At 60.0% G+C, this 24,881-nt stretch carries 15 protein-coding genes and 1 tRNA gene; 13 read left to right on the plus strand and 3 right to left on the minus strand.

What is annotated here, in order from left to right; genetic code table 11:
* Positions 1–2 precede the first annotated feature (2 nt).
* From CLV65_RS03295 to CLV65_RS03315, 5 genes are all read left to right on the plus strand, one after another.
* Positions 3–1,391 (plus strand): amidase, encoded by a 1,389-nt coding sequence (locus CLV65_RS03295; RefSeq protein ID WP_157847207.1) that lies wholly within the window; start codon positions 3–5, stop codon positions 1,389–1,391.
* Positions 1,378–2,385, plus strand: coding sequence for an aminoglycoside phosphotransferase family protein (locus CLV65_RS03300; RefSeq protein ID WP_094691323.1), 1,008 nt, complete (start codon positions 1,378–1,380; stop codon positions 2,383–2,385). Before CLV65_RS03295 ends, CLV65_RS03300 begins: the two co-directional genes overlap by 14 nt.
* A 44-nt stretch (positions 2,386–2,429) precedes the next feature.
* A complete protein-coding gene (locus CLV65_RS03305; RefSeq protein ID WP_094691322.1) occupies positions 2,430–3,464 on the plus strand; it encodes a choline/ethanolamine kinase family protein in 1,035 nt (344 codons plus the stop codon).
* Positions 3,465–3,590: 126 nt separating this feature from the next.
* Positions 3,591–3,923: a hypothetical protein gene (locus CLV65_RS03310; protein WP_094691321.1), complete on the plus strand. Its 333-nt coding sequence runs from the start codon at positions 3,591–3,593 to the stop codon at positions 3,921–3,923.
* A 16-nt stretch (positions 3,924–3,939) separates the two neighbouring features.
* Positions 3,940–5,496, plus strand: a complete 1,557-nt coding sequence (locus CLV65_RS03315) for a sodium:solute symporter family protein (protein ID WP_094691320.1) — start codon at positions 3,940–3,942, stop codon at positions 5,494–5,496.
* Between the two features lie 133 nt (positions 5,497–5,629).
* On the opposite strand, the gene pgm is transcribed toward CLV65_RS03315, so the two are convergent.
* Positions 5,630–7,324 carry a phosphoglucomutase (alpha-D-glucose-1,6-bisphosphate-dependent) gene (pgm, locus tag CLV65_RS03320; RefSeq protein ID WP_094691319.1) on the minus strand — a complete coding sequence of 565 codons (1,695 nt, stop codon included), beginning with the start codon at positions 7,322–7,324 and terminating at the stop codon, positions 5,630–5,632.
* Between the two features lie 405 nt (positions 7,325–7,729).
* Between pgm and CLV65_RS03325 the strand changes: the two genes are divergently transcribed.
* The 4 genes from CLV65_RS03325 to ptsP all read left to right on the plus strand — a co-directional run bounded on the left by CLV65_RS03325 (position 7,730) and on the right by ptsP (position 13,107).
* On the plus strand, positions 7,730–9,880 hold the full coding sequence (locus CLV65_RS03325) for a glucose PTS transporter subunit IIA (RefSeq protein ID WP_094691318.1): 2,151 nt from the start codon (positions 7,730–7,732) through the stop codon (positions 9,878–9,880).
* A gap of 80 nt (positions 9,881–9,960) precedes the next feature.
* Positions 9,961–10,812, plus strand: a complete 852-nt coding sequence (locus tag CLV65_RS03330; RefSeq protein ID WP_094691407.1) for a PRD domain-containing protein — start codon at positions 9,961–9,963, stop codon at positions 10,810–10,812.
* Between the two features lie 319 nt (positions 10,813–11,131).
* Positions 11,132–11,398: an HPr family phosphocarrier protein gene (locus CLV65_RS03335; RefSeq protein WP_094691317.1), complete on the plus strand. Its 267-nt coding sequence runs from the start codon at positions 11,132–11,134 to the stop codon at positions 11,396–11,398.
* A gap of 14 nt (positions 11,399–11,412) precedes the next feature.
* On the plus strand, positions 11,413–13,107 hold the full coding sequence (gene ptsP, locus CLV65_RS03340) for a phosphoenolpyruvate--protein phosphotransferase (protein WP_094691316.1): 1,695 nt from the start codon (positions 11,413–11,415) through the stop codon (positions 13,105–13,107).
* A 241-nt stretch (positions 13,108–13,348) separates the two neighbouring features.
* Here ptsP and serS read toward each other — a convergent pair whose 3' ends face one another.
* Positions 13,349–14,632, minus strand: a complete 1,284-nt coding sequence (serS, locus tag CLV65_RS03345) for a serine--tRNA ligase (RefSeq protein ID WP_094691315.1) — start codon at positions 14,630–14,632, stop codon at positions 13,349–13,351.
* Positions 14,633–14,826: 194 nt separating this feature from the next.
* Here serS and CLV65_RS03350 point away from each other — a divergent pair, with 194 nt between their 5' ends.
* Positions 14,827–16,005: a diacylglycerol/lipid kinase family protein gene (locus CLV65_RS03350; protein WP_094691314.1), complete on the plus strand. Its 1,179-nt coding sequence runs from the start codon at positions 14,827–14,829 to the stop codon at positions 16,003–16,005.
* Positions 16,006–16,208: 203 nt separating this feature from the next.
* A tRNA-Ser gene (locus CLV65_RS03355) sits at positions 16,209–16,294 on the plus strand.
* A gap of 157 nt (positions 16,295–16,451) precedes the next feature.
* On the opposite strand, the gene CLV65_RS03360 is transcribed toward CLV65_RS03355, so the two are convergent.
* The gene (locus CLV65_RS03360; RefSeq protein ID WP_157847208.1) at positions 16,452–18,203 is read right to left on the minus strand and encodes an alpha/beta hydrolase family protein; all 1,752 of its coding nucleotides are present in this window, start codon (positions 18,201–18,203) and stop codon (positions 16,452–16,454) included.
* A 145-nt stretch (positions 18,204–18,348) separates the two neighbouring features.
* Between CLV65_RS03360 and CLV65_RS03365 the strand changes: the two genes are divergently transcribed.
* Together CLV65_RS03365 and CLV65_RS03370 are read left to right on the plus strand one after the other, a co-directional pair.
* On the plus strand, positions 18,349–19,437 hold the full coding sequence (locus CLV65_RS03365; RefSeq protein WP_094691406.1) for a zinc-dependent alcohol dehydrogenase family protein: 1,089 nt from the start codon (positions 18,349–18,351) through the stop codon (positions 19,435–19,437).
* Positions 19,438–19,887: 450 nt separating this feature from the next.
* A complete protein-coding gene (locus CLV65_RS03370; protein WP_158216099.1) occupies positions 19,888–24,816 on the plus strand; it encodes a SpaA isopeptide-forming pilin-related protein in 4,929 nt (1,642 codons plus the stop codon).
* Positions 24,817–24,881: the final 65 nt, after the last annotated feature.

The raw sequence follows: 24,881 nt of genomic DNA on the forward strand, positions 1-24,881 counted from the left end.
TCATGCTCAGCGTCAGTCAGTGCCGAGCGGCATATCTCAAAGGCGATCTCAAACCGAGTGCGGTGATTGCTGCCCATCAGCAATATGCACAATCCGTAGCGAAGGCCACGAATGCCATCAGCGTGCTCAACTCCCATGCCCCCGACCAAGCCAAGGAAAGCGACAAGCGGTATGCGGCAGGCAAGCCCAAGGGGCCACTGGACGGTGTTCCGGTGATTGTCAAAGACAGTTACCATGTCGCGGGGTTTCCGCGCTGGCATGGCAGCGCCATCCATGACGGCGACCCGGTCTCGGCGTTCTCCTCCGAGCCAATCGAACGGTTAGAAGAGGCCGGCGCCATTGTCATTGCGAAGGGCACGATGCCCGACATGGGAATGCTTGCCAGCGGCATCAGTTCCCAATTCGGCATCGTGCGCAATCCGTGGGATGTGCGCATGAGCCCCGGTGGCTCGAGCTCCGGCGTGGGCGCCGCGCTCGCCAGTGGACTGGCGACATTCGGTTTGGGCACCGATATTGCGGGGTCTGTGCGACTTCCCGCCGCGCATTGCGGACTTGCTGCAATCAAGCCGACCCAAGGGCGCATCGCCTATTCGCCGGCAAGTGTCATGCGATCATCCGGTGTGTTGGCGCGCACGGTGGCTGATGTTATCGAAGGTCTGGCCGTTGTTGGTCAACAGTCGGCAAGCGACCCTTGGTGCCTGCCCGGCAGATTCGTGCCGATCCCGGCGCAGCAGGTGTTGGCGCGTGCTCCGCGAGTCGGCATGCTGCTTGACATGGGGTATGGCGTAGCGCCTGGACCGCAGATTGTGGCAGCCGTCGAGGCGGCAGCCCGTAGGCTCAACGACATGGGGTGCATTGTGGAGCCGATTTCGTTGAGTCTCACCGATGCGGATTTCGATAACGCGGATCGTGTATTCAAAGCGCATGCAGCAGCGGAGATTCGCGGCTCTCGGCATCCCGAGGCGGTGTTGGGGCTGGTCGCCGAATGGGTTAAGGAAGCTGAATGGCTCTCCATGGCTGACTACGAGGATGCAATGAACGGTTTGTTGGTCACGGTTGCGCGCATCCAGAAAGCCATTGAGCAGTTCGACTATCTCGTCACTCCGGTGATCCCTGTTGTCGGTTTCCCTGCGGAATCGCCTGGTCCAGGCGACGATACGGAATTGCTTCACCACACTCAGTTCACCGCGTGGTGGAACCAGACAACCCAGCCAGCCGCCGTGTATTGCGAGACGATGGACGAAGCGACCCACCTGCCGATTGACGTGCAGGTGGTGGGGCGGCGCTTCGATGACGCCGGAGTATTGGCACTCGCTGGCGTGCTGGAATCCACTCGTGGGTTCGACATGGAGTTCCCGACGTTCGAGGAGGCACCTGATGGCAACGAATGACATGGCAGTGAAGGAAATAGCCACAGAGACAACAACTGCGGCGGAAGTCGCTGTGAAACAGACGGTTGCAAAGGCGGTGCCTGCGAACCAGATCTGGACGTGGGGCGACGTTAAAGAAACAGACATCACCCCCAGCTGGGTGGGCGGCGATGGAATCTTTACCGAAGGCACATCCGCGGATGGCGCTGCCGTGTTGCGTCGCGTGTTCACTAAGGAAAGCCGCCCCTACGCTTCGCCGTTTGAGAGCATCGCCACGATGATGCAGATTGCCGGCAATGCGGGTATCTCACCGCAGGTCATCTCGGTGGGTGAAGACGAAATCATCATGCGCAAGCTCCCTAGCACATGGCGCAATGCGAAGCTCGATGAGTTGCGCGACCCGTATGTGCTGTGGGCTGTGCTTGAACAGCACCGGCGCGTGCATGAGCTCACGATCCCACAAGGGCATGAGGTCATGGAACGTGACCTCATCGAAGACGTGTTCGGTATGCGTGACCTGTACCGCCACACCGGCAAGCGTATGCCAAGGGACGTGGACCGCCTGCTCAAGCGACTCGATCCCTTCATCCGCCGCGTGGATGAATTTCATGAGCCGGCTGTGCCATGCCATGGCGATGGCGCGGCATCGAATGTGCTCCTCAATCCCCAGATTCGCCCCGGCGACGTGGCACAGCCCCTGCTGTGTGGCTGGACGGTGAGTGGCGTCATGGATCCATTGGAAGAGGCCGGTTCCGTGCTCTCCGAAGTCGGGCCCTTCTGCGGTGTGCCCTCCATGCTGATTAACGGCTTGGGGCTGCCATCATCGGCGCTGCCCGTCGCACAAGTTTTCGGAATCCTCGGCGACCTGTATTGGGCACTCATTGGCTTGTGGCGCAGCGCCACGACGGATACCCCTCAGATTGATTTTGCCAAATACGGCTTGTGGCGACTTGTCAAAGCCAATAACCAGCTGCTGCTACCGACCGGACCAGCGGAATGGCTCAACAGCCTGTGAATCGGCAATCATACGGGGTTCACTTTGCATGAAAGGAGTTTGAGATGAACGTGAAGATCTACCAGCCTTTGGCACAATCGGGAACGGCGGCTGCTGACGACGGGAAGACGCTGCAGGAAGCCGCCCCATCACATACACCGATGGTGACTGAAGATCGCGTACGCCACTCGCAATACGTCGTGGTACCTCAGGATGTGCTCGCTGCCATCGAGGATGCCACGATATGGCAAGGACAGACGGTGACCGCCAAGCCGATGAGCGGAGGGTTGACCAACGAGAATTGGAAGGTCATCGATGCCCAGGGAACGCCATATTTCCTCAAAGTTCCTGGCCAAGGAACCGGCTTTATTGACCGCAGCAATGTGGATGCCGGTACACTGCGTGCCTCCGATCTAGGGATTGGTGCCGCAGTATATGAGTTCGATCCCGACAGCGGTGTGGAGATCACCGAATTCCTCGACGGCTGGCGCACCTGCACCACCACATCTCTGAGAACCCAGGAAGAGGGGCTGCAGGCGATGGATATCTACCGCAAGCTCCACGGAGGGGAGCAGTTCACGAACACAAACACCCTGTTCGATCAGATTGATCTTCATCTGGATCAGCTTCGGGAGCATTCCATCGATGTGCCTTCGTGGGTGAATGGGTTGATTGATGAGTACCACGATGTCAAAGCACGGTTTCTGGCGTCTGGGCTTGACATCGTGCCTTGTCACAACGATCCCATGCCAGGCAATTTCATGGTCAAAGATCACCAGATGCGTATCATCGATTTCGATTTCTGCGGCAACAACGAAGAAAGTTGTGAAGTGGCGCTTTTCATTGCTGAGATGTTCTACGACGATGAAGACATGTTGCCACTGCTTGAGGAATACTTTGGTGCGGTCGACGAGCGTCATCTCGCCCGTGTTCGCGCTGCCCGTGTCATCGGCGACATCAAATGGGGCTTGTGGGGAATTATCAACTCCGTCGTACGCACTGTGCAATTCGACTACTGGAAGTACGGCATCTGGAAACTGATGCGTGCGTACACATACAAGAACCAGCTGGATTGGCCAAAAGTCAAAGAATTCATCTGATTCACCTATCCATCCACTAATCATCCATTTACACACTCGACTCTGGGGCCTTGCGCAAGCCATGCCTTGTGCAGACGCTGTCTGCCACAGGTCGGTCGCACGGCCGCAGAGGGAAGGGTCATCATCATGAAGGAATTCATTCGTTCATGGACGGCGAAGACCAAGATTATGGTTTTCGCAGTCCTGTACACCATCGTTTTGGCATTCGCCGTTCTGCCACCACTCTACCTGTGGGGGAGCGGCCGCACCGCACTGTTCTTGGGTGCGCCGATGTCGGTCTGGTACTGGTTTTTCGACTTCTTCGCCCTGCTCGCCATCATGGGACTGCTCTATTGGGTCGAGGATGTGCGCGGGGAGGTCGATCCTGAGGAAGACGCTCCCGCAGACAACGCAACGCTCCCACCGACATCCGGAACTATCACCGCTGCTGCAGGTGCCACTAGCGGCAACATCAACTGAGAGGAAGTGACACATCATGGCAATCATGTTTGGCATGCTGGCATTGTTTTTCGCTGGCATCATTTTGATTCTTTTCATCACCAATAAGAACTCCCGTACATTCAATGACTATGCGGTCGCCGGCCGATCCTTCGGCCCATGGTACGTAGCCATGTGCTACGTGAATTCGTGGTGGCCGGGCACCGTATTCATCTCGTTCGCCGGCCTCACCGTAGCCTCTGGCGTCTTCGGATTCTATGGACTCGCGTATTCCACCCTCGGTCTGGCGTTTATGTATTTTGTCGCGACACGGGCGTGGCGCTGGGGCAAGCAATACAATCTCGTTACCCAACCTGACCTCATGCGCCTGCGCTATTCATCCAAGGCAGTGGGCGTCGTCACATCCATCATCGGTGCCATCGCCATCTTGCCGTGGACGATTCTAGGCATGCAGGCGCTCGCCACCGTGTTCCACATCGCTTCACGCGGCAGCTGGGCACTGCCCGTGTGCTTGGGCGCCGGTCTGCTGGTCATTCTGGTCCGTCAAATCTGGACCGTGCAGATGGGCATGCGTGGCCTCATCTACACCGACATGTATCAGGGGCTATTCGCTTATGTGCTTGCCGCAATCGTATGCGTCTACCTGCTCGTGGCGCCTTCTTCGCCCGCGAACTGGGGCGATCTGTCAACGATTTCCGCCGACCTGCTCAAGGTGCCTGGCGACGGCGGCTCCTATGGCCCGTGGTACCTGTTCTGCCAGGTGTTCACTGGTGTTGTGGGCGCACTGTGCTGGCCGATGAGTTTCGTGCGCATCTACACGGCTAATAACGTGCGCGCTGTCAAGAAGTCCACGAACCGCGCCATTATCATCGCTGGCGGTTTCTACGCGTTGCTCACGCTCGTGATGCTTGCCGCGGCGCATATCCCCGAAGTGGCGGCAAATCCCCAGTCCGGCTGGACAACGCTGCTCCAGCAGTATGGTGGTGTATGGTTGCTCGGTCTGGGACTCGTCATGATTTTCGCTGGTTCCATCGGTCACATCGACGGTAGCGTGCAGGCAGCAGGAACGCAGATTGCCAACGATATCATTGGCAACCGCGTGCACCTCGACGATGCTGCCAAGACTCGCGTGTCCAAGATTTGCATGGTCGTGTTCGTGCTTGTCTCCGCCGTGCTTGCGTATTTCACGAACGGCATGTCACGCTTGCAGTTGCTGGCGCAGTTGTCGTATCAAGGCATTGTGCAGATTGCAGTGCCGCTGTTTTTCGGTATCTTCTGCAAGTTCGGTAACAAGTATGGTGCGCTCGCTGGCATGATTTCCGGTTTTGCCGTGGCGGCAGTTCTCACCGTCATCTACCCTGATGACATTGCGGCGCTGGGAAGCCTCACGTCTGGCGTGGTGGGCATGATCGTGAACCTTGCTGTGTATGTAGTCATTTCCCTGGCGACGCGTGGCAAGATGAGCTCTCAGGAGCTTGCTCACATCGAGGAGCTTTTCGCGGTTGCCTCTGCCCGCAGGTCCTCCGTGGCGGCGGTGGAGAGTGCAGCTGTGGAAACCGAGGTCATTGTCACCGAGGATGCCGTGGTGCAGTAAGCATCGCATCGCAGACTTCATACAACAAGAGGCGGCCCTCCGGAATCGGAGGACCGCCTCTTGCGTACCTTGCTGCGGGATTCACCGGCCTTGGCTATGCCAGCGACGTGTGAATCCTGTGCATGCGCACGTACTAGTCGGCAAGCGCCTTGTCGACCACCTGGGTGGCTTCTTCGAGCACCTTGTCAAGCGTCTCGGGGGAGTCGAAGGACTCGGCGTAGACCTTGTAGATGTTCTCGGTGCCGGAAGGACGAGCGGCGAACCAGTTGTTCTTCGTCGTCACCTTGATGCCGCCGATCGGGGCGTTGTTGCCCGGGGCCTTGGTGAGCTTCGCGGTGATGTCCTCGCCGCCCAGCGTCGTGGCGGTCACGTCGTCGCCGTTGAGCTTGGCGAACTTCTGCTTCTGCTCAAGCGTGGTCGGGGTGTCGATGCGCTTGTACCAGCTTTCGCCAAAGCGGGCGACCTGGTCCTTGTGCAGTTCGGCCGGGTTCTTGCCGGTCTTTGCGGTGATCTCTGCGGCCAGCAGGTCGGGGATCAGACCATCCTTATCGGTAGTCCACACGCGGCCGTCCTTGCGCAGGAAGCTCATGCCGGAGCTCTCTTCGCCGCCGAACGCGACCTCGCCGGTGAACAGCGGATCCACGAACCACTTGAAGCCGACCGGCACCTCGACGAGCTTGGCGCCGATGGAAGCGGCCACGCGGTCGATCAGCGAGGAGGAGACGAGCGTCTTGCCGATGCCCGTGCCCTTGGGCCAATCCGGACGGTTCGGGTTGCCGTTCTTATCCTTGCCGAACAGGTATTCGACAACCACTGCGATGTAGTGGTTCGGGTTCATGACGCCCCAGTTCGGGCACACGATGCCGTGGCGGTCAGCGTCAGGATCGGTGCCGCCCACGAGGTCGTACTTGTCCCATGCGCCGTTGTTGAGGGAGTCCACGAGTCCCTTCATTGCGTACGGGGAGGACGGATCCATGCGGATCTTGCCGTCGTGGTCGATGGTCATGAAGCGCCACGTCGGATCGACCTGCGGGCGCACGACCTCGATCGTGGTGCCGTAGATCTCATTGACGAGAGGCCAGTAGTTGACGGACGCGCCGCCGAGCGGATCGATGCCCAGGCGCACGCCGGAGGACTTGATCACGTCGAAATCGATGACGTTGCCGAGGTCCTCGACGTAGTGCTGACGGAAGTCGAACTTCTCGATGAGGTCGGAGTTGATGGCCTGCTCGAACGGGACGCGCTTGATGGACTTCCAGCCGGGGAGCAGCTCGTTGGCGCGGTTGGCGATCCAATTCGTGGTCTCTGCCGGTGCTGGGCCGCCGGTCGGCGGATCGTACTTGAAGCCGCCGTCGGTGGGCGGGTTGTGGGAAGGCGTGACGACGATGCCATCGGCGATGTCGTCGCCTTCGAAGCGCTGCGTGCCATCGGCCGCGCGGTTGTGGGTCAGGATGGCCTGCGACACGACCGGGGTCGGGGTGAAGTCGTCACGGGAATCGATGCGCACGCGCACGCCGTTGGCGACGAGCACCTCAATGGCGGTCTTCCATGCCGGCAGGGACAGCGCATGCGTGTCGCGGCCGATATAGAGCGGGCCGGTGATGCCTGCGGCCTTGCGGTTTTCCGCAATGGCTTGGGCGATGGTGACGATATGCGCTTCGTTGAACGACGTCTTGAGGGAGGAACCGCGGTGGCCCGAGGTTCCGAAGCTCACGCGCTGCTCAGGCACATTCACGTCGGGGACGAGGTCATAGTACTTGCCGATGACCTCGTCGACATTGATCAGATCTTTTTCGGTGGCGGGCAATCCCGCATTCTTTGCAACCATACTTCTAAGTTTGCCACGATTCCATGACGTAGCGCGACACGGCACGCTTGGGAACAGCGTTGTGGCGCGGTGCAACGCGGCGCGATGCGACACGCCGCTTGCCGTCGGTGAGAGGACGCGCTTTGGCGGTTTTAGAACGGTTCTTCGTCGGAGCATCCGAAGGGTTTGCACGTCGTTGAAATCTGTTGTATCTTAACGGTGTTAAATGACAGGGTTGTTACTCGGCCAGAGGCAAGACCTGGGACGCGCGAAGCATTGTGCTTCAAGCAACGCCATTCGGCATTGCTTGCGAGACATTGGCTTTGTGGTGTCTTCGTAGCATTCGAAGCATCGTGCGCATCCCAGGTCTTTTTGTTTTTTAGCCGGTTTCCCTGCCCCGTCCCATTTAAGTCAAGGGAGATTCACATGGGCAAGAACCAGGAATCTGCGAAGGCGATAGTCAAGGGCGTCGGCGGTGTAAACAACATCAAGATGCTCACGCATTGCGCTACCCGACTTCGTTTCACGTTGGGCAGCACTGACAAGGTCGATGTGCCGGCGCTGGAGGCAACCAAGGGGGTGCTGGCTGTTGTCAAGCAGTCGGACACCGCGTTGCAGGTCGTCATCGGCGGTGGCGTCGAGCAGTTCTACGACGAGATCATGTCGCTGCCTGAAATGGCGAATGTCAAGGGCGGCGAAGTCGAGGACGACGCTGACAGCGAGCTGACGAACGATCAGGTCAAGGCGCAGGAACGCGCCAAGACCAAGGGCAAGAACAAGTGGGTGGATTCGTTCTTCGAGTTCCTCTCCGATTCGTTCCGCCCGATCATCGGCGTGCTTCTGGGCGCATCGCTCATCATCGCCATCATCAATGTGCTCATCGCATGCCATGTGGTCAGCAACGAGACACAGTCTCCGACGATGCTGTTCTGCAGGGCGATGTACCGCGGCGTGTTCTACTTCCTGCCGATCATGATCGCTTACAACGGCGCCAAGAAGCTCAAGGTGGATCCGTGGGTGGGCGCCGCCATCATGGGCGCTGTTATGACCCCCGAGTTCTTGGCGTTGGCTGACCCGGTCAAGTACGCGTCCATATTCTCCACGACTGACGGGCAGAATGCCGCTCAGTCCGCGCTCAACTGCGTGACGAACTCCACTCTGGGCACCGATTCGTGCACCACGCAGGTGTTCGGCATCACGATGCAGCTCAACGACTACTCCGGCAACGTGTTCGTGCCGTTGCTCATGGTCGCCGTGCTCGCCCTGATTTACAAGGGCCTGCAGCGCATCATCCCCAACTCCGTGCAACTCGTGTTCGTGCCGTTCCTCTCCATGCTCGTCATGATCCCGATCACCGCTTTCATCATTGGCCCGATCGGCGTGTGGCTGGGCAATGGCTTGGGCATCGGCCTCGCATGGATGAACACCAACGCACCGTTCGTGTTCGCAATCCTCATTCCTATGCTGTATCCGTTCCTCGTGCCGCTGGGTCTGCATTGGCCGCTTAACGCCCTGATGCTCATGAACATCGACACGATGGGCTACGACTTCATCCAAGGCCCGATGGGCACCTGGAACTTCGCCTGCTTCGGCGCCACGCTCGGCGTGCTCATCATCGCCATCCGCGAAAAGGACACGCAGATGAAAGAAACCGCAGGCGGCGCTCTCGCTGCCGGCCTGCTCGGCGGTGTCTCCGAGCCTTCCCTCTACGGCATCCACCTTCGTTACAAGAACGTGTACAAGCGCATGCTCGTCGGCTGCTTCGCAGGCGGTCTCAGCATCGCCATCCTCGGCTGGCTCTTCCCGGCGACGCTCGCCAACGGCCAGGTTGTGCGCGGCGTGACGACCACGGCATTCGCCTTCACCTCGCTGCTCACCATCCCGGTGTTCAACCAGATGTGGGTCTACGCCATCTCCATCGCTATCGCATTCGTGGTCTCTGCAGTGCTCGTTGCCACGCTTGACTACCGCACCCCGGAGCAGAAGGCCGAAGCCCATGCACGCATCGCTCGCGAGCAGTCCAAGGCATCCGGTGCCGCTCCCGCCGCAGCTCCAGCTGCGACTGCCACTGCTGTGAAGGCTGCTCCCAAGGCCGCTCCGGCTCAGGACGCTGCAGTTGCGACGAACGAGATCCTCGCTCCGATTGCCGGCCATGCCGTCACCTTGGAGGAGACCGGTGACGCGGTCTTCTCGTCGAAGGCACTGGGCGAAGGCCTGGGCATTGCTGACCCGAAGGATTCGAAGGTCGTCGCCCCGGTGGCTGGCGTGCTCAAGACCGTTGCCAAGACGGGCCATGCCTACGGCATCAAGACCGATGATGGTGTTGAGGTGCTTGTGCACATCGGCATCGATACGGTTAAGATGAACGGAGAGGGATTCACCGTCGCGGTCACGAAAGGGCAGCGTGTCAATGCCGGTGATCTCCTTGCCACCGTTGATTTCGACAAGGTTGCTGCAGCCGGTCACCCGACCGTGACCGTGATGACCGTGACGAACACCAAGAAGCTCGCCGCCGTCACGCCGCACACCGGCATCGATGTCGCCGCTGGCGATGCCGTGATTGACATCGCGCATTGAAATCGGTTGACCCATCCGGATTCCATGCGCGGCCTGTCCAAGGAAGTGCAGGGAAGATGGTAGGTCAACAGCATGAAGACATGAAGGTGCTACGTGTGTTCAACAACAACGTGGTGCTTGCCCACAGGACTGGATCAGACGAGGAAGTGATCCTCACCGGTCGCGGCTTGGGATTCCAAGCCCGGCCGGGTGATCTGGTCGACATGAACAAGGTCATTCGCACCTTCGTGCCTTCCCAAGGGCGCGACCCCGACCACGTCGCACAGATGCTGGCAGGGATTCCGCCCGAGATAATTCAAATCGTCTCCGACAGCCTCGCACCTGCAGGATTGCAGCAGATGGCGCAGGACAGTCCGTCGCTCGTGGTGGCGCTCGCCGATCACACGGAGGGTGCCATCCAGCGTCAGGAGCGGGGAATCAACGTGGAATATCCGCTGCAAGGAGAAGTCGAGAACCTGTATCCCGGCGAATACGCCCAGGGAAAAGCGTTCATCGACGCTCTCAACAAGCAGCTGGATAATCCGATTCCTGCGCAGGAGGCGGTTGCAATTGCGTTGCATCTTGTGAGCTCGGGTTTCGCAAACGGAGACCTGACCTACACCTACCAGATGACGGGAGTCATCGAGCAGGTGCTCGCGATAATCGAAGAAAGCTTTGGCGTGCGCCTTGATCGCAGTTCAGTCAACGTAGCGAGGTTCATCACTCATATGCGTTACCTGTTCGTGCGGATTTACCAAGGCAAGCAGCTTCATGAAGAACCATCACCGGTCGTGGAGGCCATTCGGGAATCCTTCCCCGAGGCGCTGCGATGCGCCGATGACTGTGCGGCCGTGATAGGGCTGAGGCTCGGCTCTGAGCTTTCGGCTGACGAAGAGTCATACATGACGCTTCATATCGCGAGGGTCGTCGGGGACGCGAAGGCGTCTCGCTGAGGTCGCCTTCGGCAGGTCGGTGTTGATGCCGTCGCCGGTGGGTAACCGCCGCGTGCGTGAGGCGATGAATCGGGCATGAGACCATGTCACACATGGAAAACCGGACATTGATTCGGTTGACATGACCATCGCGGGCATAACACCCGTGTTGCGAACATGCATGAGTCCATGGCCGGGACGATGCAACGGTGAACATTGCATAACTGAACAAACCACATAGATTTTGGCGCTGGCGCAGGGGAATGCGCCGCGCTGGATCGCACCCCACTTGGCGTGCGATGGGACGCTGGCAATCGCCAGCCTTATGAAAGGAACCCTCATGATTACTCGTACTGCTGTTATCGGTGCTTCCGTTGGCCTTCACGCTCGTCCGGCGGCTCTGTTCGCTCAGGCAGTGGATGACAAGGGCATCGACGTGACGATGGAGTTCAACGGCGAGGAAGCCGACGCCTCCAGCGCTCTGGAAATCATGACGCTCGGCGTCAAGGGCGGCGACACCGTCACCATTTCCACCGACGATGATTCTGCAGACGCAGCCATGGATGAGCTCGCCCAGATGCTGACCCGCGACCTGGACGCGGAGTAAACGGACGGCGCAACATGACTAGCGAACACAAGGTTCTTCATGGCATTGGCGTGTGCGCAGGCACCGCTTCCGGTCCGGTCGCTTTCGTTGCGGAAGCCCCCGGCGTGGACGAAGCGGAGCCCAAGTGCACCGATGTCGATGCGGCAGTTGCCAAGCTCGACGAGGCGCGTGATGCCGTCGTGGCGCAGCTCAAGGCGCGTGCCGACAAGGCAACCGACGAAAAGTCCAAGGGTGTGCTGGGCGCAACCGCTCAGATGGCTGCGGACAAGGGCTTGTACAAGAACATCGTCAAGCGCCTCAAGGCTGGCGACGGCATGACCCACGCAGTGGCGGGTGCTGCCAGCGATTACGCTGCCAAACTCGCCAAGCTGGGCGGTTACTTCGCCGAGCGTGTGACGGACGTCAACGATGTGCGTGATCGTCTCATCGCACAGCTGCGTGGCCTGCCCGCACCGGGTGTGCCCGACATCACGACCCCGGTGATTGTGGTCGCTCGCGACCTGGCTCCTGCCGAGACCGCGACGCTCCACCCGGGCAGCGTGCTGGGCATCATCACCCAAGAGGGCGGTCCCACGAGCCACACGGCAATCCTTGCCGCGCAGCTCGGCATCCCCTGCTCCGTCAAGACGAAGGGCGCGCTTGACGCCATCGCTCCTGACGACACCGTGGCCCTCGATGGTGGTGTGGGCGAAGTCATCGTCTCCCCGACGGATGAGGAAGTCTCCCAGCTCAAGGACCGTGCCGAGCGCCGCGCTCGCGCGCTCGCCGGCTCCAGCGGCCAAGGCTCCACCCGTGATGGCCACCGCGTGGCATTGCTCGCCAACATCGGCACCGTGGATGACGCTCTCAACGCCGCGAAGTTCGACCTCGAAGGCTCCGGCCTGTTCCGTTCCGAGTTCCTCTTCCTCGGCCGCGACGAAGCTCCGACCGTCGAAGAGCAGACCGACACCTACACGAAGGTCCTCAATGCCTTTGGCAAGGATCGTCACGTTGTGGTGCGCACGCTCGACGCCGGCGCCGACAAGCCGCTCAAGTTCGCCAACCAGGAGCATGAGGACAATCCGGCCCTTGGTGTGCGCGGTCTGCGCCTCGGCATGCGCCGTGTTGACCTGCTCGACACCCAGCTGCAGGCGCTCGCCAACGCTTACAAGGCGACCGGCGGCGACCTGTGGGTCATGGCCCCGATGGTCTCCACCGTGGATGAGGCCGAATGGTTCGCCACCAAGGCGCGCTCCTATGGCCTGCCCAAGGTGGGTGTCATGGTCGAGGTGCCGGCTGCTGCAATTCGCTCCGCACAGATTCTGTCGGTCGTGGACTTCTGCTCCATCGGCACGAACGATCTGTCGCAGTACACAATGGCAGCCGACCGCTTGAACGGTGAGCTCGCCAACCTGCTCACTCCGTGGCAGCCTGCGGTGCTTCACATGATCAAGGCCGCGTGCGACGGTGGCGCTGCGACCGGCAAGCATGTGGGTGTGTGCGGCGAAGCCGGTGGTGATCCGCTCATGGCTCTGGTGCTCGCTGGACTTGGCGTGCAGTCGCTGTCGATGGCCCCCACCAAGGTCAACGCTGTGCGCGCCGCCCTGCGTTTGCACGACTTCAGCACGTGCCAGCAGATGGCCGCCTACGCGCTCGACGCCCGCACGGCAGAGGATGCCCGCAAGGCTGTCATCGCGCTGGCCGACCCGACGCTGCTCGACCTGCTGTGAGGCATGCCCTGATGCTCTGATGCTCTGATGTCCCGATGCGCTGCTGCGCTGACGGCTGGCTGCAAATGCCAGCTGCGTTGGTGACAGAAGCGCTGACGGCATCGGCGGCATCGGACGGATATGGATATGGTGAGGCCCCGGGACCTTAACGCCCCGGGGCCTCACCATATCCATTCACTGTCTTGTTGCTATCTGCAATCGTCAGACGGCAACAAGACAGTGAATGCGGCGCCTGTTTATCTCACGCTTCCCATGCGTGGGGTTCGATGACCTCAAGGCCGCCCATGTAGGGACGCATGGCCTTCGGCACATCGATGGAGCCATCCGGATTCTGGTGGTTCTCAAGGATTGCAACGAGCCAACGGGTGGTTGCAAGCGTGCCGTTAAGCGTGGCGACCGGACGGGTGCCGTCCTCGGTGCGCTCGCGGATGTTGAGGCGGCGTGCTTGGTATTCGGTGCAGTTCGACGTGGACGTCAGCTCGCGGTAGCGGTTCTGCGTAGGCACCCATGCCTCGCAATCGAACTTGCGGGCAGCGGATGCGCCCAGATCGCCTGCGGCGGTGTCGATGATGCGATAGGGGACCTCGACCTTGCCCAGCATCTCCTGCTCCATGGCAAGCAGCTGCTGATGCTGGTCGCGGGAATCCTCCTGCTTGCAGTAGACGAACATCTCCACTTTGTCGAACTGGTGCACACGGATGATGCCCATCGTATCCTTGCCGGCTGCGCCAGCCTCGCGGCGATAGCAGCTGGACCAACCGCAGTAGCGCAGCGGCCCCTTGGACAGGTCAAGGATCTCATCGGCGTGCATGCCGGCGAGAGCCACTTCGGACGTGCCGACGAGATACTGGTCATCGGGCTCGCGCAGACGGTAAATCTCGTCTGCGTGGGAGTTCAGGAAGCCGGTGCCCGCCATTGCCTCGGGGCGCACCAGCGTCGGGGTAATCGTCGGGATGAAGCCATGCTCCACCGCTTGGTCAACCGCCATCGTGAGCATGGCGATCTCCATGCGGGCCACATCGCCACGCAGGAAGTAGAAGCGCGATCCGGAAACCTTCACGCCGCGCTTCATGTCGATTCCCGCTACGCCTTCGCCCAGCTCAAGATGGTTCTTGGGCTCGAAACCTTCGGCGGCGAAATCACGGATCGTGCCGACCTTCTTGACGACGACGTAATCATCCTCGCCGCCCTCAGGAGCCTCAGGCTCCACGATGTTGGACAGCTTCCACATCGCGGTCGTGTATTCCGCGGACGCCTTGTCAGCGGCTTCCTTGTATTCGGAGACCTTCGCAGAGAGTTCCTTCGTCTGAGCGATGATGGCGGCCTTCTGATCGGCGGGGGCGGAAGCGACCTTCTTACCCATTTCCTTTTGCTCGGCGCGCGCTGCCTCGAACTGGCGCAGCGATTCACGGCGGGCTTCGTCGGAGGAGAGGACTTCGTCGACGAGCTCCACGGACTCTCCGCGCTTACGCTGGGAATCCTTGACGATATCCGCATGTTCGCGAATGAAATTGATATCAAGCATGACTCCAAGTTATCGTGTTTGCCCGACATGGGAGGGAGTCTGAACGAGCGGTGGAACGGTCGCGGTAGCCTTATGCGCATGGAGCGCAAGAATCGCGCATTGTCAGCAGAAATTGTCAGCATAATATGGGCAAATTCTATGAAAATTATTCCGATTGTTTGGTCAAACCGCAGGTTGAGTGCACAATAATAGGTATGCCCAGTCCTTGGAATGTCATCGTGCCCATCGCAATCTGCATCGTCGCAGTGGTCGCCGTGGTGCTTCTTGTTCGAGCTTTGCGACGCCGACGTGTGGCGAAAGCCGCCCAAAGCCGTGCTGATGACACCCGCGGATCCTACGCTTTCATCGTCAATCCGTCGAAGCCCGGCGCGGAGATGACCCGCACCTTCATCCAGGAATATTGCGCCGACCATGGCATCACCGACCCCATTTTCATCGACACGAAGCTCGACAAGGATGGTTCGGTGTGTGCTCAGGAGGCGTTGGACCGCGGCGCCCAAGTGGTGGTTGCCTGTGGCGGCGATGGCACCGTGCGCACCGTGGCGCAAACCATGGCTGGCAGCGGCCGCGCCATGGGAATCGTGCCCATCGGCACCGGCAACCTGTTTGCCCGCAATATCGGCGTGCCGCTGGGCGACCTTGAGGCGGCGATGGCGGTCGCCACGTCGCATGGTTCACGCACGGTGGATGCCGGATACCTGCAAATGCTGGATTCGCCGAATCCTGAATTCAAGCATCGCTTCCTGATTGTGGCAGGCGTGGGTTTCGACGCCGACATGATCGACGACACCGATCCCGAGCTCAAGAAAAGTATCAGTTGGATGGCGTACTTCGTGGGCGCGGTCAAGCATTTGTTCCAGCCCAAGGTGAAGGGGACCGTGCAGCTGGTGGATTCCAAGGGGCGCGTGCATGCACAGCCTGACCTGGAGTTCCGCACGGTCATGGCCGGCAATTGTGGGCAGATTCCTGGCTTTTCGCTCATGCCCGAAGCGCTGTTCGACGATGGGCTGCTTGATTTCGAGATGATAGACACCAGCGGCGGCATGATCGGCTGGATGAATCTCTTCGGTGACGTGGTGCACCAGACCGTGGTGAAGAAGGCCAAGCAGAGCCCGTTCAGCGTGAGCTCCACGGTCGAGCAATTCCAAGGCATCGAGGCGACGGTGACGCTTAACACGCCGCAAACCGTGGAAGTGGATGGCGACATCTTGGGGCAGACGCGGTGCGTGCGCTTTGGCCTCGACCATCGCGGGCTGATCGTACGCGTGCCTGAGCTGCCTGAAGGTGATGTGACGGGAGTGATGCAACCCCTGACGCCCAGTGATATCTCTGCCCTCAAGCGTCTGCACGGCGGTGAGTATGCATCCGCATGATTCGCACGGGCTATCAGGCGCCATGTGACGGGCGACGATGGCGATGGGCGACGATGGCGACGACAGCGGTAAGCGAGGTAAGCGAAATGAGCAGATGATGAAGCGAACAGAGTCGTCGTACTGAGTTCCGCGTGGCGCTGTGTATAATCAATACGTGTTTTGCGCTTGCCGGTGTGCATCCGGTGGGATTGCAAGACAATCATGGACAGGTGTCCGAGCGGTCTAAGGAGACGGTCTTGAAAACCGTTGGGCGTAAGCCCCGCGAGTTCGAATCTCGCCCTGTCCGCCATCAGGCTCTGTGAGCGGCGCTGGTTTCGGTGCCGCCCACAGAGCCTTTTCGTTTTCAGGTGTGCCCCGGCGGATGTATGGGTTCCAGGCGGTGCGGTGCGCTGCATTCGGGGATTGCCGTGTCTGCGCCAGGGTGAGGCCCGCCGCAGACGGGGTAATCAAACAAGGAAGATGTCCCAGAACATGAACATGAAGAAGCTGAGGATTATCGCGAGCGCGTAAACGGCAATCCACACATAGTGACCGATGCCCGCGACGGCGGGGCGTGCCTTCCACGGGTTCTTGCGGTGGCGCACCGCGGTCTGCGTCATCGTGACGAGCAGCGCAGCGAACGCTATCGTGCACAGCACAGCGAGCACGCGCACAGCATCCTGCCACACGGTCATCACGGTGGAGTTCGCAGTGAGGCCGAACACGCCGAGTGCCACATACACGATGTATCCCAGCCATGCGAGTGTGGTGGCGAATGTCAGTGCACCCAGCGTCCACAACCTTGTTGCCATGCCGGGGGCGAAGCCGGGGCGGCGGCGCGATTCCTTGGCGAGTTCGTCGTATTTGACAACGACATTGCCGGTTTCGGCGCTGTCGGGGGAGCAATTCGCCGCAAGCTGCGCCACGGCCATTTCACGGTGTATGTGTTTCTTGCGCGAAGCATGCAGGGCGGGCACGGTGAGCCCGCACACGATGAGCAGCAGCAACGCCCCTACCTGCAGCACGGCAAGGCGGTCGACCGAATGCACCATGCCGCCGCCCACGCCGTTCTCCGATAAATCCGTCATGACGGCGCTCGCTTGCCATGGGGTGTCGTCGCCGGCGGTCATGGCGGTCGCCCATCCCTGCGTGGTGGAGTCCTGCGCATCAAGAGCGAAATTGGTGATGTCTCGTTCAAAATTCTCGGCAAGAGGTAGCGATTTCTCTGCTTTGGCGTCGCCCACGCGCATTTGATGATTGGCGCCTTTGTAATAGCGCAGCAGCGTGTTCGTGTTGCCAGCATCCGCCATGAGGCTGCGAGCGGTTGCTGGCGCTTCGATCGTGGGCATCGACAGGTCGTTCGTGCCGTAGATGAACAGCGTGGGCTGTGTTTGCGCCTTGAGGTACGGGGTCACGTCAAAATCGCCGTAATTGGGACCGATCGAGCCCATGTCAAGCGTCGTGAGACGACTGATGATGTGGTTTGTGGGGAATGGCACGTTGAGTTTGCGGAAGTAATCATCCATCGCATACGTCATTTGCTCACGTGGCGTGAACACCGGGGCGGACGTCATGATGGAGAAGCTGACGTCGCTGCGCTCGCTGGCGATGATGGGCGTGATCCAGGTGCCTTCCGATTCCGCGTACAGGCCGACATTCGTTTTGCTGACGTGCACGGCGTCTACGCCATCGCCGATGCCCACCCAATTCTCAAGCACATCGAGGGATTGTTCGTAATCGTGTGCCATCTGCACGTAATCGCGATGCTGCCATGAATAATTGTCCATGCGCTTGTCCGGCACGATTGTCGCCACGCCTGCGGAAGCCATGTCCCACGCGAGGTCGCCATACACGTCGGTGGCCTTCGCCAGACCGGCCCCGGTGATGAACATGCACCCGGGGATTTCGCTGGGAAGCCGAGGGTGCTCGGCGTCAGGCCATTGCGGTTGCCGCGGCGTGCGCACGATGGCATTCACGGTCACACCGTCCCCCACATGCACGGTCACGGTCAGCTCGTCCACGTCATAAGTGCCAATGGCGGCATTCACTGCGTTGTTGGCTGCAATAGACGTGTCGGAGCTATCAAGCGCGACGGTCGCGGTGGAATCCACCGGCTGCCATGAAGGCGCGATAATGCGCCCCAACAGGCTGAATGCCACGAGAAGCACCGCCGCAACGGCGACGATGATCAGGGTTTGCTTCCTTTTACGCATACTCATACTGTATCCAAATGCGGTGAATGCCATGCATGGATTATGCTTATGGTGCGATTTACGCTCGCGGTCAATCCGGTTGCGGCGCATGAAAGACGCTGCGAAAGACGCTGCAGTAAACAAGGAAGTGATTGCAATGTCAAAGACGACGATGAAATCAACGATTTATTACGGGCCGCGCGATGTGCGCGTGGAGGAACGTCCCATCCCCGAGCCTCAAACGCCGGAGGATGCAGTGATTCGCGTTGTGCGCACATGCGTGTGCGGGTCGGATCTGTGGCCATACCGCAGCAAGGATGTCAACACGCCAGGCACTCCGATTGGCCATGAATCCATCGGCGTTGTCACTCAGGTCGGTGCGGATGTGACGGTGGCGGCGGTGGGTGATTTTGTCATTGTGCCATTCCCCATCAGCTGCGGTGAATGTGCGGCATGCAAGGCGGGTTTTGAATCCAGCTGCCTTAACGGCGGGTATTTCGGCGGTGGTGCCGAGGGCGAAGGGTGCCAGAGCGAATACTTGCGGGTGCCTCACGCCAATGGGACTATTGTCAACGTTTCCCAAGCGCTTGCGGCAGGCGACATTCCCGGCGCGCCTGCAAGCTCGAAGGCATTCAGCGATGAAATGCTTGCTGATTTGCTGACCCTTTCTGACGTGATGGGCACGGGCTACCATGCGGCGGTCAGCGCGGAAGTCACGTCTGGATACACGGCTGTTGTGTTTGGCGATGGCGCCGTTGGCCTGTGCGGTGTGCTGTCTGCCAAACTGCTGGGGGCGTCGCGCATTATTGCGATGAGCCGCCATGAAAATCGTGCCGCAATCGCGCGCGAATTCGGAGCCACCGACATCGTGCCGGAGCGTGGCGATGACGCCGTTGCGCGGGTGATGGAACTGACCGGTGCCGGGGCTGACGCGGTGCTGGAATGCGTTGGTTCCGCCCAGTCGTTCGACACTGCGCTGAAAGTGGGGCGTCCGGGTGCCGTGATTGGGCGCGTGGGGCTGCCCCACGGGGTGCAACTTCCGGCTGAGGCGACCTTCTACCGCAACATAGGCATCAAAGGCGGCCCCGCGCCTGTGCGCACCTACGCGCGCCAGCGTTTGCTGCGGGAAGTGCTGAGCGGAAACATCCATCCTGGTCGCGTCTTCACGAACACCTATACGATTGACGAAGTGCCGCAGGCTTACGCCGACATGGATGCCCGCCGCGTCATCAAGGCGCTCGTCACAGTCAGCGAAGTGTGATTAAGCGAGCGGTGATTCGGCGAGCGGTGATTCAGCACGTGGATTGAACGCTTGCAAGGTAGCTCCTTCTGTTTTGCTGAGAGCTGAGAAAGAGCGACCTGAAGTGCCTTTCCCGCGTACAGGAGAGTGTGGTACCTTTGGTAAAGGTAATGGATTGTGCTATGTTTATTTTCTTTGCTAAGTGTGAGCATAGTTCAAATCATATGTAAGGTGTGCAACCGGTGAGATGGCGATGACAGCCGTCTCACCGGCGATGAAACGGAGCGATCCATGGGATGGATACGGTGGCCAGGTACGTCACGAGACAATCTGTCCGCACAGGGCGAGGGGCGGATGTACGAAGAGCCCCAGTCAGAAGCAGGCCAAGCGCGACCGTATGCCACCACTCGCCATGGGAAGGCACCGAGTCACCGGCTGTTGTCCGTCATATGCCTTCTCGTTGTCGCCTGCATGGTTCTTCCGCTGACCAGCGCTGTGGATTCCCACCGCACTGCGACTGCCGCTGACTCCACTGCCGCCGGTTTGTGCGATCCTTCCACGACCGTGCATTACGGCGACGGTAGCTCCGACATCACCGCCGACGACACCGGCATAGCCACCTACGTGGGCGGCAACATGTACATTGGCTCCCCCAAGAGCGGAGCCACGTGGAGCGCCGACGCCATCAACGGTTCGTACGCTGTGGAAGCCGAAGGCCAGACCGTGGTCAGGGGAGACCTGCTGGCGCGACCCATCAAGACGGGCTCGGATGGCAAATCCTTCTTCACCCTCGGCATGGTGGCGTTTGGTGCACAGTACCTTCCCGCTGCCGGCACCACCATCCTTGCCGTGGGAGGAAAGGTAGGCAGCAATCCGGGAGCTATTTCCACCCTTGGCGGTGGCGACACCGACCACGCGCAGGCATGGAACGCCGGCGTCGGCATCAAGAGCAAGGCGACGAACACCTCCACGGAATACGGCTACAAGGCCTACATCGCGGGCAATAAATCCACCGTGTGGGGTGATGACACCACGCCGTCGGTGAGGGCATACACGAACACCGCGTCTAATGCCGTCACATGGAGCGGCACCACGGGGCTTGACAAGAGCGGCATCACAGGTGCGGCGAACTATCAGAAAACCATCGCCAGCTTGTCTGAGAACCTTTCGTCTCTGACCTCCACCGGCGTCGTCACCACCGGTGTGGCACCCACCGGCTCGTACACGCGCTACAAGTACGACAGTTCGCGATCCTATGGCATGACCTTCACCAACGATACCGTGAACTACACGGTAGGCTCCCAGACCTATTCGGGCATCAACAACGAGAAGGTGCTGTTTTTCGCCGGCGACGGCCACTCCAACAACCAGGTCTTCAACGTCACCGTCAGCCAGTTGAATTCCGACGGATACCGCGGACTTGATTTTGCGTTTTCCAACATTCCGGCCAATGCGAGTGTCATCATCAATGTTGTCAAGGACGATGGAAGCTCGCTGGAAAACACCGATACCGTGAGCTTCAACACGGGTTGGCGCTTCTGGTGGAACAATGACGAGATTTCCAATGGTTATGTGACCTCTGGGAAGCATGCCGTGGATTCGTCAATCAGCAATGCCTATGCGACCGCAGGCGAAAGCATCATGTGGAATTTCGGCGACGCAGGATCGGTGACGATTGGCGGCGGCAAAGCATATGAAGGGTTGAAGGCTGCAGGCGGCCTCGACAACAACGCATCGCTTGATGATCCGGCAGCCGCCATGCTCGGATCCATCCTCATTCCCAGCGGATCCTTCGACGACCACGCGACGACGAATGGCCGCGTATGGGTGGGCGGCGACTTCATGATGAACAACCCCACGGGCAACGCCAATGGCGCGAGCACCGCGTCGGTCATCGACATGGATCAGGAGCGTCACAACCTTCCGTGGGGCATGAGCAGCAGCAGCTGCTCTGCAATCGGCTGGTGGAAGTACGGCAGCGATGTGAGCGGTGTCCCCGTAGGGGGTTCGTCATGGGGCGTGTTCGCTACAGAAGATGATGCCAACAACGATACGAACGCCATCCTGTATGTTACTGACGATGCGAGCAATGATTGGGCATCGGCGAACGGCCGCCTCGAAGTGCACGGCCTGAACATCAACGCCACCTATTACGTGCGGGAGGTGTCGCCGCCGGACGGCTATAAAAACAACGACAACGTTTACACTGTGAAAACAACGTCCGAATGGGCGGCAGACAGTAACAAATACGTCAACGGCGTCTACATGGTGCAGGGAGACACTGATTCAAAGGGAAACCCTGAGTGCGGCATCAATATCTATAACATATGTGACGCTCCCAGTTCCGTCTCGTGGAAGAAGGTCGCATCCGACGGCACCAAGCTGCTTCCCGGGTCGAAATGGTCATTGACGAATACCGGTACGAACGCCGAATACGAGGTCGATGACCTTGCTGACCCGGTCACGGGTCTGACATTCACGACTTCGACGGGCACAACCTTTCTTGGCTTGATGTCTGGCAACACCAATCAAACCAAGGTGACGGTGACATCGGACGGCGTCACGTCAGCCATCCGCTATGCCTCCACGGACCCTGACGTCGCCTCGATTAACTCCACGGGTCTCGTCACCGGGCATGCTGTGGGCAGCGCGCAGGTCATCGCCTATGCAGGAGACAAAACCGCCACCATTCAGGTGCGTGTGGTGTCATCAAGCTCCCCTACGTCTTCCGGGTCAGGCGACTCCATCAGCATTCGTGGTGCGTCCGTCATGCAGCCCCACGAGCAGCAGAAGCTCATGCTGCGTCAAGGCGGGGTGGCATTGCCCAATCCGTCCGTGGCGACATGGACATCCAGTGATGCAACAGTGGCAACGGTAAACGGTGGCAATGTGACAACGGGCGATTGCACATCCGCCTCCGGCTGCCAGGTCACGATCACCGCGCAGTACCAGGGCTACACCGACACTTTTAACATAACGGTGGCCTCCTCCAACGTCGTGACGTGGAAGAACCCCATCACGATCTACTACTACACGCCGCGCCGTCTGTCGTGGAACGCCTACTACCTCCACTACGCCTTCGTGAAGAACGGCTCGGCGGTATTCGACAACAGCGACATCAAGATGGACTCGGCGTGCTCCAACTGGGTCAAGGCCACGGTGACGGACGCCGACGCGCTGCCCCTCGTCGTGACCTTCACCGACACGCCGTATCAGGCGGGCACTACGCAGACCAACGCGCATTGGGATTCCAACAACTCGAAGAACTACTACCTGGCCGCCGGCTACGACACCTATGTGTTCGACCAGGAATCGAACGGCACCAACCACACCGCCCCGTCCTGCTCCGTCACCTCGCTGAGCGTGACCGGCAGCAATGTGGCGGCAGACGGAACGATGACGATGCAGTCGGGAACCAAATCCCAGCTGAACGCCACCATCACGCCGACCGGTGCGGCGAAAGTCACATGGACATCCGACAATACGACCGTCGCCACCGTCGATGGCACGGGCCTGGTCACGGCGCTTAAGGTCGGCACTGCCACGATCGCCGCGACGGCAGGCGGCCAGCAGACGCTGATCAACCTTACGGTTCGTCCCAACACCGACGGCGAGGTCATTGTGGAGGGCAACGACGAGATGATCGTCGGCCGCACACAGACGCTCACCCCCCAGCTCGACGGCGAGAAAGCCGTCACAATCACCTCATGGGAGAGCTCGAACCCCGACGTCGCCACGGTGGACCAGACCGGCCGTGTAACCGCGGTCTCCACCGGCACCGCCACCATCACGGCCACCGGATACGCTACGGTAGCCGGACCCGACAGCGGGTCGAAAAAGGGTATGATCTCCCTGAAGGTCGTCACCACACCGCCGTACTGGAACGATACCGACGCTATCAGCGGCCAGTTCACGGTCAACGGCCTGCCGGACGGCTCCTACACGCTGTGCGAGACGACGCCGCCGAGCGGATACGCGGCGAGCGGTACCTGCTACACCTTCACGCTGTCAGCAGGCAAAGTGACGACGACAACCATTCCGTCTACAGGCGTGACCAATAGCCAGACCAGTGTCACATGGACCAAGGTGGACGCCTCCGACACCAATACGAAACTCTCAGGCACCCAGTGGAAGATCACGGGAAGCGACGGAACATCCGTGTGGTGTGTTGCTGACGGCGGCACCGCCAAAACCACGTTCGCGGCGAATGTATGCAGCGGCACCGCTCTGGCCGACGCCAACGGTTCCAATGACGGCGTCATCATCGTTCAGGGCCTGCCTGCTGGTTCGTATACGCTCAAGGAGGTTCAGGCACCCGCCAATTACAAACTGAGCACCGCTACATACAACATGGTGATTTCGGGCAACTCCACGGTGAAGAGCACTGTGGGCGGCGATTCCAACCTGCATATTGAGAATGACAAGGATTACGGCAAGGTTCTGTGGGTCAAACAGGACGAAACGACGCATGCGAGCATCACCGGTTCACAGTGGGACCTGCGCCGTTGTGACAGCGACGTGAACGATGTGTCCGAGGTCAGTGCCGACAAGTGCAAGACCTCTGTAAAATCTTACGAAGACACGACAGCGTTCACCTTCGAATATGATTCCCTGGTTCTTGGCACGTATTACCTGCTCAAAGAGACCAATGCCCCGTCCGGATACCTGCTGGGCAGCAAACCGTGGTATGCGGTCAAAGCCACGAGTGCGGCGACTCCCGCTACCATCACGCCGCTGTCCAAGGATTCCGCGGTGCAAGGGCAGGTCGGCGATCCGACGACCGACGGCACCTACCCGATTTACAACCGCAAGGCGGCAACGGCCACATGGAATAAGGTCGACGGTACCGGCGCGGCATTGGAAGGCGCTGAATGGACGCTCACCCAGTACAAGGACACGGCGGATTCCACAAACCCATCCGCTGCGCTGCGCGTTTACACAATCACGTACACCAAGCCATCGGGAACGGCCACACAAGGCAGCTACTCCATGACCTGCACGACCGGCACATCCAGCAGTCTGTGTGCAGAGAATGGGGGCAGTCTGTCCGTGACCGCGCCCACAGATAAGCCGGGCGTGACCGCGCTGTCGTATTTCATGGTCTCTGGCCTGCCGTGGGGCTATTACGTCCTCACCGAGACGAAAGCGCCTTCCGGTCATTCCATCGATGGCACCATCCCCGGCCAAGCGGTTGGCGGTGACACGGCGAAATTTGCCATCGAATATGGCACGGTGACGAACCAGAATTCCGTCACGGCGCTTCCTCTGACCGGAGGAACATGGACACCACGTCGCGTGTTGGTGCTCGGCGCGATTCTGTTCACGCTGTCGGGCGCGGCATATGCCGTGGCGCGGCGCAGTGGATGGCGCAGTGGATGGCGCAAGTCCGGTCGTCGGTAATGTGTCGGTGAATGGGTGAATGTGTCGGCGATGTGTCGCTGGCACATTCACCGGCGCACCACGCG

Origin of the sequence: Pseudoscardovia suis (genome assembly GCF_002797875.1) — a bacterium.
GTDB classification, from domain to species: Bacteria; Actinomycetota; Actinomycetes; order Actinomycetales; family Bifidobacteriaceae; genus Pseudoscardovia; species Pseudoscardovia suis.

Bases quoted from the DNA above. Each gene is read 5' to 3' on its own strand.
- CLV65_RS03335 (WP_094691317.1), top strand. From the start codon at position 11,132: ATGATTACTCGTACTGCTGTTATCGGTGCTTCCGTTGGCCTTCACGCT.
- serS (WP_094691315.1), bottom strand. From the start codon at position 14,632: ATGCTTGATATCAATTTCATTCGCGAACATGCGGATATCGTCAAGGAT.
- CLV65_RS03295 (WP_157847207.1), top strand. From the start codon at position 3: ATGCTCAGCGTCAGTCAGTGCCGAGCGGCATATCTCAAAGGCGATCTC.
- CLV65_RS03365 (WP_094691406.1), top strand. From the start codon at position 18,349: ATGAAATCAACGATTTATTACGGGCCGCGCGATGTGCGCGTGGAGGAA.
- CLV65_RS03350 (WP_094691314.1), top strand. From the start codon at position 14,827: ATGCCCAGTCCTTGGAATGTCATCGTGCCCATCGCAATCTGCATCGTC.
- CLV65_RS03300 (WP_094691323.1), top strand. From the start codon at position 1,378: ATGGCAACGAATGACATGGCAGTGAAGGAAATAGCCACAGAGACAACA.
- CLV65_RS03360 (WP_157847208.1), bottom strand. From the start codon at position 18,203: ATGAGTATGCGTAAAAGGAAGCAAACCCTGATCATCGTCGCCGTTGCG.
- CLV65_RS03330 (WP_094691407.1), top strand. From the start codon at position 9,961: ATGAAGGTGCTACGTGTGTTCAACAACAACGTGGTGCTTGCCCACAGG.
- CLV65_RS03315 (WP_094691320.1), top strand. From the start codon at position 3,940: ATGGCAATCATGTTTGGCATGCTGGCATTGTTTTTCGCTGGCATCATT.
- CLV65_RS03305 (WP_094691322.1), top strand. From the start codon at position 2,430: ATGAACGTGAAGATCTACCAGCCTTTGGCACAATCGGGAACGGCGGCT.
- CLV65_RS03325 (WP_094691318.1), top strand. From the start codon at position 7,730: ATGGGCAAGAACCAGGAATCTGCGAAGGCGATAGTCAAGGGCGTCGGC.
- CLV65_RS03310 (WP_094691321.1), top strand. From the start codon at position 3,591: ATGAAGGAATTCATTCGTTCATGGACGGCGAAGACCAAGATTATGGTT.
- pgm (WP_094691319.1), bottom strand. From the start codon at position 7,324: ATGGTTGCAAAGAATGCGGGATTGCCCGCCACCGAAAAAGATCTGATC.
- ptsP (WP_094691316.1), top strand. From the start codon at position 11,413: ATGACTAGCGAACACAAGGTTCTTCATGGCATTGGCGTGTGCGCAGGC.
- CLV65_RS03370 (WP_158216099.1), top strand. From the start codon at position 19,888: ATGGTTCTTCCGCTGACCAGCGCTGTGGATTCCCACCGCACTGCGACT.